Origin of the sequence: Pseudomonas sp. EA_105y_Pfl2_R69 (assembly GCF_963970915.1) — a bacterium.
Classification (GTDB): domain Bacteria; phylum Pseudomonadota; class Gammaproteobacteria; order Pseudomonadales; family Pseudomonadaceae; genus Aquipseudomonas.
Genome location: NZ_CAXAOO010000008.1, coordinates 146,974 through 161,885, shown reverse-complemented (window position 1 = coordinate 161,885; position 14,912 = coordinate 146,974). Strand labels below are relative to the sequence as shown.

The 14,912-nt window shown below is 64.9% G+C and carries 16 protein-coding genes; 8 read left to right on the top strand and 8 right to left on the bottom strand.

The features are described 5' to 3' along the window. Positions 1-26: 26 nt before the first annotated feature. The 4 genes from AACY13_RS20000 (at position 27) to AACY13_RS19985 (ending at position 2,947) form a co-directional block, all read left to right on the top strand. Positions 27-998: an AraC family transcriptional regulator ligand-binding domain-containing protein gene (locus tag AACY13_RS20000; RefSeq protein ID WP_339463334.1), complete on the top strand. Its 972-nt coding sequence runs from the start codon at positions 27-29 to the stop codon at positions 996-998. Between the two features lie 108 nt (positions 999-1,106). Next, entirely contained in the window at positions 1,107-1,838 is a 732-nt protein-coding gene (locus AACY13_RS19995) for a substrate-binding periplasmic protein (RefSeq protein WP_339463333.1), read from the top strand. Positions 1,839-1,963: 125 nt separating this feature from the next. Then, a complete protein-coding gene (locus AACY13_RS19990; protein WP_339463332.1) occupies positions 1,964-2,449 on the top strand; it encodes an acyl-CoA thioesterase in 486 nt (161 codons plus the stop codon). A gap of 93 nt (positions 2,450-2,542) precedes the next feature. Next, the gene (locus tag AACY13_RS19985; RefSeq protein ID WP_339463331.1) at positions 2,543-2,947 is read left to right on the top strand and encodes a DUF3301 domain-containing protein; all 405 of its coding nucleotides are present in this window, start codon (positions 2,543-2,545) and stop codon (positions 2,945-2,947) included. A gap of 264 nt (positions 2,948-3,211) precedes the next feature. Here the strand turns inward: AACY13_RS19985 and AACY13_RS19980 are convergent, their stop codons facing one another. From AACY13_RS19980 to AACY13_RS19970, 3 genes are all read right to left on the bottom strand, one after another. Further along, entirely contained in the window at positions 3,212-4,090 is an 879-nt protein-coding gene (locus AACY13_RS19980) for an alpha/beta fold hydrolase (protein ID WP_339463330.1), read from the bottom strand. 98 nt (positions 4,091-4,188) lie between these two features. Next, positions 4,189-5,499, bottom strand: a complete 1,311-nt coding sequence (locus tag AACY13_RS19975) for a serine hydrolase domain-containing protein (RefSeq protein ID WP_339463329.1) — start codon at positions 5,497-5,499, stop codon at positions 4,189-4,191. A gap of 76 nt (positions 5,500-5,575) precedes the next feature. Further along, positions 5,576-6,361 carry an alpha/beta fold hydrolase gene (locus AACY13_RS19970; RefSeq protein WP_339463328.1) on the bottom strand — a complete coding sequence of 262 codons (786 nt, stop codon included), beginning with the start codon at positions 6,359-6,361 and terminating at the stop codon, positions 5,576-5,578. A gap of 180 nt (positions 6,362-6,541) precedes the next feature. On the opposite strand from AACY13_RS19970, the gene AACY13_RS19965 reads away from it, so the two are divergent. Next, positions 6,542-7,162, top strand: coding sequence for a TetR/AcrR family transcriptional regulator (locus AACY13_RS19965; RefSeq protein ID WP_339463327.1), 621 nt, complete (start codon positions 6,542-6,544; stop codon positions 7,160-7,162). On the opposite strand, the gene AACY13_RS19960 is transcribed toward AACY13_RS19965, so the two are convergent. Both AACY13_RS19960 and AACY13_RS19955 read right to left on the bottom strand, forming a co-directional pair. Beyond that, the gene (locus tag AACY13_RS19960; RefSeq protein ID WP_339463326.1) at positions 7,159-8,520 is read right to left on the bottom strand and encodes a DUF1329 domain-containing protein; all 1,362 of its coding nucleotides are present in this window, start codon (positions 8,518-8,520) and stop codon (positions 7,159-7,161) included. The genes AACY13_RS19965 and AACY13_RS19960 overlap by 4 nt on opposite strands. Before the next feature lie 12 nt (positions 8,521-8,532). Beyond that, positions 8,533-10,275 (bottom strand): DUF1302 domain-containing protein, encoded by a 1,743-nt coding sequence (locus AACY13_RS19955; protein WP_339463325.1) that lies wholly within the window; start codon positions 10,273-10,275, stop codon positions 8,533-8,535. A 475-nt stretch (positions 10,276-10,750) separates the two neighbouring features. On the opposite strand from AACY13_RS19955, the gene AACY13_RS19950 reads away from it, so the two are divergent. Next, a complete protein-coding gene (locus tag AACY13_RS19950) occupies positions 10,751-11,611 on the top strand; it encodes an extracellular medium-chain-length polyhydroxyalkanoate depolymerase (protein ID WP_339463324.1) in 861 nt (286 codons plus the stop codon). A gap of 53 nt (positions 11,612-11,664) precedes the next feature. Next, the gene (locus tag AACY13_RS19945) at positions 11,665-12,441 is read left to right on the top strand and encodes a hypothetical protein (RefSeq protein WP_339463323.1); all 777 of its coding nucleotides are present in this window, start codon (positions 11,665-11,667) and stop codon (positions 12,439-12,441) included. A 29-nt stretch (positions 12,442-12,470) separates the two neighbouring features. Here AACY13_RS19945 and AACY13_RS19940 read toward each other — a convergent pair whose 3' ends face one another. Beyond that, positions 12,471-13,433, bottom strand: a complete 963-nt coding sequence (locus tag AACY13_RS19940) for a CobW family GTP-binding protein (protein ID WP_339463322.1) — start codon at positions 13,431-13,433, stop codon at positions 12,471-12,473. Between the two features lie 214 nt (positions 13,434-13,647). Between AACY13_RS19940 and AACY13_RS19935 the strand changes: the two genes are divergently transcribed. Next, complete coding sequence (locus AACY13_RS19935; protein WP_339463321.1) at positions 13,648-14,001, top strand: NADH:ubiquinone oxidoreductase; 354 nt, start codon at positions 13,648-13,650, stop codon at positions 13,999-14,001. A gap of 133 nt (positions 14,002-14,134) precedes the next feature. Here AACY13_RS19935 and AACY13_RS19930 read toward each other — a convergent pair whose 3' ends face one another. Together AACY13_RS19930 and AACY13_RS19925 are read right to left on the bottom strand one after the other, a co-directional pair. Then, the gene (locus AACY13_RS19930) at positions 14,135-14,782 is read right to left on the bottom strand and encodes a DUF1826 domain-containing protein (protein WP_339463320.1); all 648 of its coding nucleotides are present in this window, start codon (positions 14,780-14,782) and stop codon (positions 14,135-14,137) included. Next, a complete protein-coding gene (locus tag AACY13_RS19925; protein WP_339463319.1) occupies positions 14,779-14,904 on the bottom strand; it encodes a hypothetical protein in 126 nt (41 codons plus the stop codon). Before AACY13_RS19925 ends, AACY13_RS19930 begins: the two co-directional genes overlap by 4 nt. Positions 14,905-14,912 lie beyond the last annotated feature (8 nt).

The window sequence follows — 14,912 nt, the reverse complement described above, 5'->3', positions numbered from 1 at the left end:
CAGACGCCAAGCGGCCCCCTGCGACCATGCGCGAAACGGACAACAATCGGCCAGAAGTGGCCAACCTGGCCAATCCGGCCACCCAGCGTTTCCATCGCGGAGCCATGGGCCAGGTGCTGCAACGCTACCTCAGTCAGCACCGGCCGCAGCAGGCGTACAGCCTGGTGCGCCTGGAGCAACTGTGGCAGCAGGCCGCCGAGCTTGACCCGGCCATCGGCTTGCACCTGTTCGGCCTGTTCACCCCGACGGACTGGCATCCACTGGCCCACCTCAGCCAGTTCTGCAGCAACATCGGCGAGTCGCTGCACTGCTGGCAGCGTTACGTGCGCCTGGGTTCGGACATGGATCAGGTGCGCCTGAGCGAGTACGACGGCGGCATCGTCCTCGAACTGCTGATCGACGCGCCGGCCGAACTGGAGCGCTTCCTGATCGAGCATTACACGGTGATGGCCCTGACCCTGATGCGCCAAGGCAGCGGCCAGGCACTGGCGAATATCCGCAGCGAGTTCCGTCATGCGCCGCCGAGTTATCAGGCGGACTATCTGCAGTGCCTGGGCCACATGCCGCGCTTCAACGCGCCGCGCAATGGCCTGTATCTGCCGCGCAGCGACCTGGCCGTGCCCATGCGCCAGCAGCACCCGGTGCTGGCCGAACTGATCTGCGAGGGCCTGGATCGCCGCCTGGCGCGACTGCAGCAACTCAGCGGCTGGGCGGCCCGAGTCGCCGAACAGGTGCGCAGCGACCTGCAGCATGAACGCCCTCCCAGCCTGGAAAGTTCCGCCAGCGCCCTGCATCAGAGCCCGCGCACCCTGCGCCGGCGCTTGCAGGAACAGGGCATGGGCTTTCGCGAGGTGCTCGACGCGGTGCGCGCCGAACTGGAACAGGGCCTGGAACTGCAAGGCCTGAACAGCAGCCAGATCGCCGCCCAACTCGGCTACGCCGACAGCCCCGCCTACCTGCACGCGCGCAAGCGCTGGCGCGAGCCGAAACAAGCCTAAGCGCGCAACCGCCCCGGACTGGGGGAGCAGGACGGGCGCGCTACCTGAGCCACGCACAAGGCGCATTTGAACTAAGCTGCATGGCATATGGGGCGGGGCGGGCGCGCAATGACACGATGGCTGCTGCTGGCAGTTTTACTGCTTGGCACCCTGGCCCGGGGGGAGCCCGTACGCGTGGGCATTGAGGCCCACGACTATTACCCCTACTACCGGGCCAAGGCCGAAGGTGCGCCTCAGGGCTATGCCGTGGAGCTGCTGCAGGCCTTCGCCAGGTATCAGGGACTCGAGCTGGAACTGCGCGCCCAGCCGATCAACCGCCTGTACCACAACCTGCTCGAGGCGCAGAGCCTGGACCTGCTGTTCCCCGACAATCCGTCCTGGTCGCGCCAGGCCAAGCACGGCAAACACCTCTACTACAGCGATGCCGCCGTGCAGATAGTCGACGGCACCCTGGTCCTCGGCGAACACCGTGGCCAGGGCCTGGCGCGCATCCGCAAGCTGGGCACGGTGCGCGGCTTCACCGCCGAGGCCTGGTTGCCGCTGCTCAACCAGGGCCGGGTAATGCTGGTCGAGGCTCAGGATATCCAGAGCCTGATTCGCATGCTCGAGCGTGGGCGCATCGATGCGCTGTACGCCAACCCCGAGGTGGTGCGCTACCACCTGGTGGAAATGGGCATGGGCGCGCAGCGCATGCAGCTGGATCAGCAACTGCCACTGAGCTACACCAGCTATCACCTCAGCAGCCCCAGCCAGCCCGAGCTGATCCGACGCTTCGACCGCTTTCTGGTCGAACGACACGACGAGCTGGCCGAGTTGCGCGGCCGTTTCGGTTTGCGCTGAGTGCGCTGACGGCCCATCGCCCTCCCCGCCGCTCACCCGCCACGGCTGCAAAAACGCCTTATCCATGTCACCCTGACGCCACGACGAGCAAGTCGCCTGCTCGCTCAATACCTGCGGAGTGCACCATGGAACACGGCAATACCCAGCTGTCGATGACCGTACTGATGACCCCGGACATGGCCAACTTCTCCGGCAATGTCCACGGCGGCACCCTGCTCAAATACCTCGACGAAGTGGCCTATGCCTGCGCCAGCCGCTATGCCGGCTGCTACGTGGTGACCCTGTCGGTGGACCAGGTGATTTTCCGCGAGCCCATCCATGTCGGCGAACTGGTGACCTTTCTCGCCTCGGTCAATTACAGCGGCCGCACCTCCATGGAGATCGGCATCAAGGTGATCACCGAGAATATCCGCGAGCGCTCGGTACGCCATACCAACAGCTGCTTCTTCACCATGGTGGCGGTCGACGAGCAGGGCCGCCCGGCCGCCATACCGGCCCTGCAACCGCACACCGCCGACGGCCACCGCCGCCAGCGTCAGGCCCTGCAGCGCCGGGAGATCCGCCACGAGCTGCAGCAGCGCTACCAGGCCCTGAGTGAAGAAAAGAGCTGAGCCCTGCCCAGCCGTGCCCTCGCAGGCCAGTGGCCGGGGCTAAGCATGCACGGGCAGATGGGTTAAGCTCGGCGTCTCGCTGTCGGAGCCACCATGATCGAGCTGTTTGATGTATTCCTGCTGATGCTGTTCGCCAGCGCCTGTGCCTGGCTCTGGCGCGGCCACGGCATCCGCGAACGCGCCCTGCTGCTGACCCAGCAGCACTGCAGCAAAGTCGATGTCGAACTGCTCGACGGCAACGTCGCCCTGCGCCGGCTCGCCCTGCTGCCCGATGCCCGCGGGCGCAAGCGCCTGGCCCGGGTCTATGGCTTCGAGTTCACCGTCACCGGCGAACAGCGCCATGAGGGCAGCATCACCATGTTCGGCCAGCAGCTGGGGCGCATCGAACTGGCTCCCCATCCCTTTCGTACGCCGCCGCCCGACAGCGCGCCGGTTATCGATCTGCAGCGCTGGCGCTCCAGCCGCGAGCATAGCGACGGCCGCCCGCCCGGCGATTGACCGGCCGTTGAAAAGGTTCTGTCACCCGGCACAAAGCCTGGCTTGAACATCAAGTGCGCAGCGGGTGCGTCAGGAAAGCGGTCATCAGCCTGCCGCGCCTGGTGGGCTCCGCAGCGGCTCTGTAGGCGCGGGCTTGCCCGCGATCAGCCCCCTTCGCGGCCGAGGCGGATGACGTTCTTTATCGATCCATAACCTGCGCAGAAGCGGTGGATGGATAAAGCGCCATCCACCCTACAAAAGCCGTCTGCAACACATAACGGCCGCTCAGCTGCGCTGCAGCAGAAAATTGCCCACCCGCGCCGCCGTATCCTCCGGCTGCTCCTGCATAAAGCAGTGCCCACCGGCCACCACATGGGCGCTGACATGACCGTTGCCGGCGCACCAGCGGGCCACCGATTTGGCCACGAAGGGGTAGCTGCGCTGACCGTAGAGCACCTGGGTCGGCGTCGTCACCTTGGCCAGCGACGGCCACAGGCGCTTGGGGAAGGAGCTGAAGATATCGGCCTCGCGGCTGGGCCGGCATTTCAGCTCGACGCCCTTGTCGCTGTCCTTCAGGGCATGCTGGACATAGGCGGCAAAGGCCTCCTCGGTCCAGCCGCGGAACATCCCGCGGCCATGCAGGGCGGCATGCGCGCTGGCGCGATCGGGCCAGCTGCTGCGGCGCTTGTGCGCCTTGCTGGCGAGGGTGTTGCGCCGGATCAGGCCGACCACATCGGACAACGCCATCACCCCGATCATGGCCGGGGTGAACAGCACCGGGTCGAGCAGCACCGCGCGCTGGAACTGCTGAGGTTGCTGGGCCAGCATCAGGCTGGTCAGCACCCCGCCGAAGCTGTGCCCAAGGGCGAAGCGTGGCACCGCGGCAAAGTCGCCATTGCCCGCGGCAAAGGCCTCCAGGGCCAGCTCGGCGCTGCGGTTCCAGCCGTGGAAGCGGCCTCCGTGATCCGTGTCGCCATGGCCCTGGACATCGCACAGCCACAGGTCGAAGTCCTCGGCCAGGCGTTGCAGCAAAGGCGTATAGACCCGCCCGCAGTAACCGTTGCCATGCAGAAAATGCAGCAGCGGCTTGCCCGAAGGCGGCGAATGCCAGCCGCGCAGGGTAAAGCCCGCGCTACTGTCATGGGACCAGGGTTGTAGATGCATAGGGCGGCTCACTATCGTCCAGAGCCGCTAGTGTAATGCCGCCACGCCCGCTGCCGGCTAGCAGGCTGTTGAAAACTCCCTGCGTTGGCAATGGCCTGCTAGCTTTTCCGCCCGCGCGCCCAATCGGCCAGGGCCTCCAGCGCCGGCCGGGTGGTGTTGAAGGTAGCCCCGCTGCTGGCCTGCGGGTGCGAGGACAGCCGCACCACCACCAGGCCGACCGCCGGGTTGATGTGGATCATCTGCCCATGAGCCCCCAGGGCCTCGTAGGCACCGTCGCGGTTGTGGCTGATCCAGAACTGGTTGCGGTAGGAATAGCCCGGCTGCCAGGTGCGCCCGCCCGCCTTGAAGGCCTCGCGGTCGCCGCCGGCGCGGATGGCCGTCAGCACCTCGGGGGCGATGATCTGCTGGCCGTTGAAGGCCCCGTCCAGGCGCAGCAACTCGGCCAGGCGCGCCAGGTCCCGCGGGCTGACATTCAGCCCCGCGCCGGCCCATTCCGCTCCGGCCGCATCGACCATCAGGTAGGCGTCCTGTTCCGCCCCCAGCTTGCCCCAGAGCCGCTCGGCGATCAGCTCGGCGCTGCTCTGCCCGGTGGCCCGGCGCAGCAGCCAGCCCAGCACCTCGGTATGGGCGGTACGGTAGTGGAACTCGACGCCGTGGCGGCCCTGCTCGCCGATGCTTGGCAGGTACTCATAGAGGCTGGCGGCCCCCTGAAAGCCGGGTGGAGCCGGGAGGATGCCCGCCGCCACGGCATACTTGAACAGGTCGGACTCGGGCCCGTCGAAGGTTTCGCGGTAGTCGACGGCCGCGGTCATGTTCAGCACCTGCTGCACCGTGGCCCCCTGCCAGCCGCTCTCGGCCAGCTCGGGCAGGTAGTCGCTGACCAGGGCTTCGCCATCGAGCACGCCCTCGTGCAGCAACTGGCCCGCCAGCAGACCGACCACCGACTTGCTCAGCGACCAGAGCATATGCGGCTGCTGCGCCTGCATGCCCGGCGCGTAAGCCTCATAGATCAGCTGGCCGTCGAGCAGGATCAGCGTGGCATCGGCGTAGGTGTCATTCAGGTACTGGGCGAAACCGAGTTCGCCGTCCGGGCCGGAAAAACGCAGGGCGTCGATTTCCGCGCGCAGGTCTTCACCCTGTGCCAACAGGCTCGGCGGACCGTTGCCGCGGGGCACGTTGCGGCTGGGCATCAGCTCGCGCATATGCTGAAAGGCCCAGCGCGCCTGCGGATAACGGGTCAGGTAGGAAGCGCGGCTGACCTGCCTGTCCGCTGCGGGGGGAAAGCCCTGCATCAACTGCAGTCGATCCATGCGCACCATCTCCGGCTCCGGTAGCTCCGGCTGCGCCAGCACCGAGGGGTTGCACAGGCTCGCGGCCAGGCCGAGCAACAGCGGGTAGGCGAATTTCATGGGCTAATCCTGGCCTGGGTAGGCGCGCTGCGGAATAAAAACGGGCGTCGTCAGACGCCCCAAGGTCACGCTCAACCTATTGCCGTGGCCGAATAAAGCGCTCGATCAGGCTGTTCAACTGCTCCGGCTGATCCAGCGGCGTGGCATGCCCCGAATCGCTCACCACCTGCAACTCGGCATTGCGCAGCTGGGCGACGTAGGCCTGCTTGTAGGCCAGCGGGGTGTAGTCGCGGTCGCCGGCGACGATCAGCATCGGCGTGTCGACGCCGTTGACCGCCGGCAAGGCCGACCAGCCGAGAATTGCGCGGATGGCGTGCAGGTAGGACACCCGGTCATTGGCCCCGATACGCATGGCGGTGCGCCGGCGCAGCTCGCCCTGCTCGGCATAAGGAAACAGCTTGCGCGCCAGCAGCCGGCCCATGGCCTTGAGGCCGAACAGGCGGATCAGCCCCAGACGCAGCAGCACCTTGGCGCGCAGGCTCCAGGAATCCAGGGGAAAGCTCGGCGCGCTGTTGATCACCACCAGGCGGCCGACCAGCTCCGGCTGCTGCGCCAGCAGCTGGAAAGCGACCATGCCGCCCATGGAGATGCCCACCAGCACGCAGCCAGAAATGTCCTGGACACGAATAAACTCGGCCACATCGTCGGCCAGTTCGGCCACGCTGACCGGGCCGCGCAGGGGCTCGCTGGCCCCGTGGCCGCGCAGGTCGAGGGCGAAGACTTCGGCGAAACGTGACAGCGCATCGATCTGTGGCTGCCAGTCCTGGGAGGATGAACCCAGGCCGTGCAGCAGCAATACCGGCAGGCCGCGGCCCTTGCGGATATAGGCACAGCGGCCATTGCGTAATTGAATATAGTGCATGGATAAACTCCTTTTAATACAAACTTCGGTGCGTGCTTATTCCTGCCATCCTGAATCGCGAGAATAATCAGGAAACATCGATTAAATGGGGAAGATTGCCAACTTAGTTATTAGCTGAGCGTTTGCCTTATCCCGGTGGAAAACCTAGAATCGGCCTGCGTCTTATAGAGAGTTCTCCCCATGTACAGCATTTCCAGCCCGACTCAGGCTCGCAGTAAAAAAGCCCTTGAGCGCTTTCTCAACGTGGCTGCCGAACTGCTCGCGGACAACCGTTTCGAAGACACCGGCATCTCCCAGATCGCGGTGCTGGCGGAGTCCTCGGTGGGCACCTTCTACCGCCTGCTGGGCGACAAGGACGTGCTGCTCTACGCCGTGCACGAGCGCTTCGTCGAGCAGGGCCGCAGCGCCATCGACAGCCTGGTGCAGGACCTCAGCCAGCGCGAGCTGCCGCTCAGCGGCCAGATCGAAGCCTTTATCCAGGGCATAATCGCCCTGTTCGAGGGCCGCGAAGGCCTGCTCCGCGCCCTGGTTCGGCGCAGCTCGGCGGACCTGCAGTTCCGCCAGCGCTTCCACCAGCTCAATGCCTATATCGGCCAGACCTTCTGCGCCATCGTGCTGGCCCGGCGCGATGAACTGCGCCACCCGCAGCCGCAGCAGGCCGCCGACCTGGCGGCGCATATGCTGCTGGCCAGCCTGAATTACCTGACCATGGTCGGCACCCTCGGCGAAACGCCTCGGGAAGTTATTCCCGAGGAACTTTCCCGGCTGATCTGTAACTACCTGGAAGTTGCCAAACATTAACGTCGGCTGTCCCGGCGTAATTGCGCAGGGGTAAAGTCCGAGGGTTTCAAGGCAATATCAAACTGATTGGCCGGTTCTTCATTGGACAATATGCCGATGACATAACGACCGCCGATCAGGTCATATACCGCATCGCCCTTGGTCCAGATCAGCGGCTGATCGTAGAGGTTGATGGTGTAGGACTCGCCGACCCGCCACAGGGTGTCGCGGTTGTCGTAGTGGTCGACCACCAGGATCTGATAGCTGTCCTCGTCGAAATACATATCGCGCTGCTTGTACTGGTGGCGCATCCCCGCCTTCAGCGTGGCCCGTACATGCCAGACCCGGTGCAGCTCGTAGCGCAGCAGGTCCGGATTGACGTGGCCGCGTTTGACGATATCGCTGTACTTGTTGCTCTTGGCCGCCAGGCGGTAGCTGTTGTAGGGCACATAGAGTTCCTTCTTGCCCACCAGTTGCCAGTCGTACTTGTCCGGCGCGCCGGAGAACATGTCGAAGTTGTCGGTGGTGCGCATGCCGTCCGACGAGGTGCCGGGCGAGTCATAGGCCACGTTCGGTGCCCGCCGCACGCGGCGCTGGCCGGAGGCATAGAGCCAGGCCAGGCGCGGCTCCTTGACCTGGTTGACGGTCTCGTGCACCAGCAGTTCGGTGCCGGCCAGGCGCGCCGGGGCCAGGACCGACTGGCGGAAGTAGAACAGCACGTTGCCATTGCTCTGGCTGTGATCGCCGGCGGCTTCGTTGAACAGGAACAGGTCCTCGATCTTGGTCATGAAATAGTCGCCGCTGGCCTGGGGCACGGCCTGGGCGTAGTAGCGCTTGACGCTGTCGCCGCGGTAGCGCACCAGGTGGTTCCACAGCACTTCCAGGCCCGACTGCGGCAGCGGGAAGGGCGTGGCCAGCTTGAAGTCGGCGATGCCGTTGCCGTTTTCGATCAGCTTGGCCGAGGTGGCGTTGTGCTTGGCTGCGGCATACACCTTGTCCGGGTAGGAGGCCGAGCGCCGGGTCGGGTAGACGTTGAGCTTCCAGCTGTCGCTGAAGCGGGTGAGCATGGCCAGCTGGCCGGGACTGAGCTGTTCGCGGTACTGCGCGGCGTTGGCCGCGGTGATGCTGAACAGCGGCTGATCGCCGGCATAGGGGTCGCGGTAGCCCAGAGCCGGATCGAAGGCGTTGCCATCGCGGGCCAGGCCGCCGTCCCAGGCGGGGATGGTGCCGGCGGCATTACCGGCCTTTTCCGCGCCGATCGGGGTCAGCTCCTGACCGAGGCGCGCGGCCTGCGCCGCAGCCACCTGGGCCTGAACCAGACCCGCACTCAGCAGCAGGGAACCGAACAGGCTGGCGCGCAAGAATCCTGAAGTCTTCATGGTGATCACGTCCTAGAAACTGTATTTGATGTTGAAGCCGAGGTAGTCGCGGTCGCTGCTCTTGTTGGCCAGGCCGCCGCCGCTGTAACCGACATATTTGACCCCAACCGTCAGGGACTCCTGATAGATCGCATCGAGGCCCAGCGAATAGCTTTTGCGCTCTTCCAGCAGGCCGTTGGTCAGCTGTGGCGCAACGCCATTGATGCCGTACTGATAGCTGACGCTGGGCACCAGATTGACCACGTTGAACACGTTGCTGTAGGTCAGCGACAGGCTGCTTTGCGCACCCCAGGCACTGGACGTGGCACCGTAGTAATCGACATCCGACTCCAGGCCCTGCACCCGGCTGCCGACCACCTCCGTCAACAGGGTGGCGGCATTGGCCCCGAGCAGGTTGTTAAAGCTGTAGATACCCACCAGCGAGGCTTGCCACATGGCCTTCTCTTCGAAGCCATCGAGGCGCGTGCCCACCTCCATGCCGGCCAGGTTGCCCAGCAATGCAGTCGGCAGGTATTCACCCAGGCCGAGGGCAATCGGCGCATTGGGCCGGTAGCTCAGTTCGCCAGCCAGCGACAGGCCATTGAAGACGCTGTCGCCGCCGATGCTGGTGTTGAAGCTGAGGCCATAGAGGTGGCGCTTTTCCAGGTATTCGGCGTAGTAGCTGGAGCTGGTGCCGACCGGCAGCGCGCCCACCACAGGCAGCACCACCGGCTGGCCCACCGTCAGGCCGAGCATCGGCAGGTTCATGTTGTAGCGCAGGTAGTAGAAGCCCAGCTCGCTGTCGTTCAGCTCCGGCACCATCCAGCGCATGGCCACACCAAACTGCGCGGCATCATCGGCGTCTACATCCTTGCCCCGCGGGATATAGGTCGTCGGCAAGTAGCCGCGCAGCAGGTCATTGACGAAGCCTGGCCCAAGGCTATCGGCGAAGGCTTGAGCCTGCTCGGGGCTGTCAAAGGCTTGACCACCGAGCAACGGTTCCTGCAAAGGGGGGAGCATCAGGTAATTGCAACCACCACCGAGCACATCCAGGGTGGAGAAATAGGTGCCGCAAGGGTCGATCTTGGTTTCCTCCCAGGCGCTACCGGGCTGCCAGTAACCCTCGATGGACAGGCCGTCGCTCAGCTCGAACGAGGCATAGCCCATCAGGGTCGGCATATAGGCTTCTTTCAGCTCGGAGCCTGGCGCGCGCAGGGCGTTGAGGTCCACCGGGTTGGTCGCGCCGATGCCGTTCTGATAGAACAGCCCTTCGCCCCAGTTGATCACCTGCCGCCCGAGGCGGGCATTCAAGGCGCGCTCGCCAACCGTCCAGCTGCCGTAGACGAAGGCATCCAGCAGATCGATGCTGGAGCCGGCATCGTCCAGGCCCTTGTTCGAGATCTCGCGGTGGCGACGGTTATCGTCCTTCAGTTCGAAATCGTAGAAGCCGCGGCCACGCAGGAAGATGCCGTAATCGTCCTGAAAATTCAGGTCCATCTCGGTCACCACCTTGGCCACCTCGGAGAACAGCGCACCCTTCTTGAAGTTGAGGTTGCCGTCGTCGGAGTTGATCAGGGCGCTGTTGTCGCCCTTGCCGCCATTGGCGCGGGCGATCAGCCGGCGATCCTGGCTTTCCATGCGGTAGTTCACCCCGTAGGACAGGGTGGTATCCAGGGACAGCGCCCAGTCCCCCGAGCGCGTCTGAAAGGCATTCGCCTGGCTCGCCGCCAGCACCGCCAAGCAACCCGCCGCCCATGCTGATCTCTGTGTCGCCACGATGATCTCCTGCTGTGTTGTTTTTATCGGAACCGGAACATCGGTTCCGATAAAATAGTAGTCCATTGACCTTTTGGCAAGCCCGGCAAAGATTTTTTTCTTCCGGTGGTGGCCGGCGCTAGAGAGTCCGCGGCGCTGCAGCGCCTGAACTTGGCGGGTCGGCTCACTTGACGGAATCGGAATTCAGGTTTCTATTTAATGGGCGACAGCAAGGAAGCACCCCGTGTGCGTCAGGAGGACACCCCTAGAGGGTGCTTACAAAAGTAGCGAGCGATGGCCAGGCAAGGCGCAACGACCGACGGGAGTAACAGCCGTAGGCTGGTCCGAAGGACAAGCGCCAGCGCGTAAATCAGCCGAGAAAGCGGAGTGTACGAGTAGTACATGAGCATTTTGAGGCTGAGTTCAACGCCGCATGGCCGAGCGCAGTAATTTGTAAACATCCTCTAAAAAACCAATAAGAAAGTGGAGAACCACCATGCCTATCACTGCCAAACCGCCTGTCCGCTGGCTGGGCCTGATCGCCCTGCTGGCGTGCTGTTTCGCCACCCCGAGCTGGGCCGACTCGCCCTGCAGCGAACGCAAGAAAAGCCTGTTCCTGCCCGGCAAGGTCAGCTGTAGCCACCAGTCGACCTGGATTTCCTCAGGCCCCCTTACCCTGCGCAAGGTGATCTACCAGACCCCGGCCGGTACGCCACCGGCGGGCGGCTGGCCGGTGGCGTTGTTCTATCAGGGCTCGTTCTTCGCCCTGGACGACTTCGTCTATTACAGCAACGAGTGGCTGGGCAAGCTGTACAACGAGGGCAAGACGATCAAGGCACTGCTCGATCAGGGCTATGCGGTGATCGCCCCCAGCGCCCCGGCCGACCTGTTCTGGCACACCAATATTCCCGGCCTGTCGGGCGAGCTGTACCCCACCAGCACCGATTTCACCTTTCTGACCAACCTGTTCCAGGCCATCGACAACGGCCATTTCGGCCCGCTCAACGGTCAGCGCAAATACGCCACCGGGATCTCTAGCGGCGGCTACAACACCAGCCGCATGGCGGTGTCCTTCCCTGGACAGTTCAAGGCTCTGGTGGTGCATTCCGGTTCCTACGCCAGCTGCAGCGGCCCGCTTTGCTCGGTGCCGGATACGCTGCCGGCCGACCATCCGCCGACCTACTTTATCCATGGCTTCGTCGACGCCGTAGTGCCCTGGTGGAGCATGGATATGTACTACGACCGCCTGCTCCAGCAGGGCATTGCCACCGGCCGCTACACCGAACCCCTGGGCCAGCACGAGTGGTTCGACGCCTCGCCGGGCAAGGTACTGGCCTGGTTCAACGCCCACCCCTGACCCTTCACCCAGCAGCGGCCGGGCGCAGGCTCGGCCGCCTCCAGGATGCCCCCATGATTGCTTACCACCTCCGCCTGTTCGGCCTGCTGGCCGCCCTGCTCGCCTGCACCGCCGGCCAGGCCGCCGCCACACAACAGGCCGCAGCGCTGCAGCAGATACGCCTGAACCTCAGTGGCTCGCTCGGGGATTTCTACCTGCTGTATGGCGTAGACAACGACCCCGCCCACCTCGCGGCGGCGCGGCGGCGCGGCAGCCAGATCGACAGCCTGCTCGGCCAGCTTGCGGCCCCCAACGACAGCGCCGGGTTGCCCGTGCTGGAGCAGCTGCGGCGGCAATGGCCGGCTTACCGCACGCTACTGCTCGAGCTGACAAACAGCCTGCAACAGCGGCAAACCCCGAGTGGCGGAGCGATAGCCGAACTGCTTCGCCAGCATCACCAACTGACGCAACTGGGCGAGACCCTGAGCGGCTATTACCCGACGCCGGCGAACCCACTGGCGGGGCAAAGCCAGGCGCTGGCCATGCAGTTGCAGACCCTCAACAGCGACTACCTCGCCCACAGTGTCGGGGCCAATGTTCTGGGTGGCGACAAGGAGCCCCTGGATAGGCAAACCCAGGCCTTTAGCCAGGGGCTGCAGCAACTGCAGCAGACCCGACCGGGCGGTGAGGCGCAGCGCCTGCTGCAGAAGATTGAGCGCAAGTGGCGCTATATCGAACCCTCGCTGCGGCACTATCAGCAGGACAATATCCCCTCACTGGTCAACCGCTACAGCAGCCGAATCATCGAAGAGCTGGCGCTATTGCCAAGCCTGGCCCAAGCCGCACAGTAGGCGTCCGCCCTTGGCCTGGCAGCCCTGCATCACAGCCGGCAAGCGACAAACCCCGCCTGCAACGCCGCCACATCCTGCGCCGCGGCGAAGATCAGCTCCAGGCGCGAGTCCTTGCGCCACTCGCTGTTCTGCCAGTGCAGGGGCTGGCCATCCAGGGCATTGGCCGAGAGCCAGCCGGCATTGGTCTGCAGCACCAGCTTGGCTCGTCGCCAGGCCAGCCCATGCAGCCACTGCTGCACCTGCATCAGCTCGAACTGCTGACTCGGATGCCAGCGCCAACCGATGCTCCACCCCTCAACCTGCGCCTGGACCTGGCAGATCGGCTCCGCCGGGCTGCGCCACAGTTGCGGCAATGTCGCGGCACCTGCGAGCAGATCATCCAGCGTGCCGCCGCTAGCGGCCCGGGCAGCAAAACCGGGTAGCTGGCTCAATGGCAAGGTGCCCTGGGTCGTCCACAACAGCGGCCGCGCGGGCAGCTGCGCTTGCAGCCGCGCCCTGGCCGCCTGATCGAGGTTTTCGGCCTTGTTCAGCAGCAGCAAACCGGCACTGCTCAAGGTCGCCTGCTGACTCTCGGGCAGCGCCGCGCCGGCGGCCAGGTCCATGGCATCCAGCACCAGCACCGGCTCCTGCACCGCCAGTACATCCAGCCAGGGCGGCTCGCGCAATTGCTCCAGCAGTTGCAGTGGATGGCCCAGACCGGAGGGTTCGATCAACAGGCGATCCGGTTTGGCCTTGCGCAACAGGCGACTCAGACCGACCTGAAAAGGCACTCCATTGACGCAGCACAGGCAACCGCCGGCCACCTCGCCCAGGGCGATGCCGTCGTCGTCGGTGGTCAGCAGGGCGGCATCCAGGCCGACCAGGCCGAACTCGTTGATCAGCACCGCCCAGCGCTCGCCGGCCGGGCGCTGCGCCAGCAGGTTGCGGATCAGGCTGGTCTTGCCCGCGCCCAGGGGGCCGGCAATCAGGTGGGTGGGGATATTCTTCAACATGGGCCTATGGTGCGGCTTTGCCTGCCGGGAGAGAACCCCGCGCAGGGCGCAGACTGAATAAAAGCCGCATGCTAGAGTCGGCAGACTGACTGTTGGCCAGGCCAGCGCTCGCACTGGCCACGATAGCGTTTCGCGGGCATGGGCTAGGCGCCCCCGCCGCTCCTACAGAATCCACCTGTACCTGGCAATTGCCTGTTGATCGAGGTCTTTAACGATGCGCGCCGTTCTACTGCTTGGCTTATCCCTGTTATCCACTCTGGCCTGGGGCGAGGCCTGTGTGGTGCATAGCCAGGCCGAGCGCCTGGATGTGAAGGTCTGCCAGCAGAACCGCAGCATCCCGCCCAACCTGTTTCGCAGCGGCTTCTGCCAGCCGCAACTGAAGGGCCAGAAGGTCGAAGTGGCCTTTGTCGAGCAATGCCCCATCGGGGCCTTCGGCGTGTGCCGCAACTCCACGGTGGGCGGCACCCCGTACAAGCAGGACGTGCATTATTACGGCGTTGCCACGGACGCCGCCTACCTCAAGCCCTTCTGCGAGCAGCAGAGCAAGGGTGTGTGGATGGCGCGCTAAGCGTCATCAAAGCGTAACCCTGTCTATGTTCTAGTTGGCCTGGATACCTCCCCTTGCATGCCGGGTCACGCGCCGGTATGCCTTTCTGGTGTTTAAGGCTGCTTTATCCGCAGCCTATTTTTTTGCCTGATACTCAGGCCAGCCAGTCCAGGGTCAGCAGCAATCGGCGCTGACCGGCCGGTGGTTGCGGTGAGCGGTGGATCAAACCGCCGCCCTCATTGCCGAGCCATTTCTCGCCCTTGGCCAGCAGCACATGGCCTGCATCGGCACGCTCGATCAGCGCGGCATCGCCGGGTTCGGCCGCCGGGTCGCCGAGGTGACGACGGGCCATCACGCCTTCCGCCAGCCACTCGCTGCCAACCCCGGCGTAGCTGGTGATCAGCCGCACCGGCACATGATCGACGTGAAAGCGCGGGCACATGGCCTTATCCAGAATGCGCAGGCGCAGGCCGATGCGTGTAGCGTCGAACAGGCAGGCAAAGGCGCTGACCAGCCAGCTCAGATCCTGCACAAAGGCCGTCTGCCCCGGCAGATCGCCGTAACCCTCGAGCAGGCCACTGAGGTTCGGCGGGCTCTCCGGACTGGCCAGCTCGAGCACGCTGGATTGCCCCAGCGCCTCGCCCCGGGCCAGCAAGGCCGTGGCGAAATCGCCGATCTGCGCCGGCAACTGGCGCTGCCAGACGGCCAGATTGACCTCATCGCGCAGCACCTCGCCAAGCACCTCGATCTGCTCGCCGCCGACCTGCCGCAACGGCTGACCGGCGGTTCCCGCCGCCCTCATCCGGCGCTGCGCGCCACCTTGATCCACAGGGATGGGGTGAATGCGGCAATCCCGCAGGGAGCGGGAGCCGCCTCCCAAAGGGAGAAGGGCATATTGATGGCGTCGCTGCGCGACTTTCGCATTTATGGAC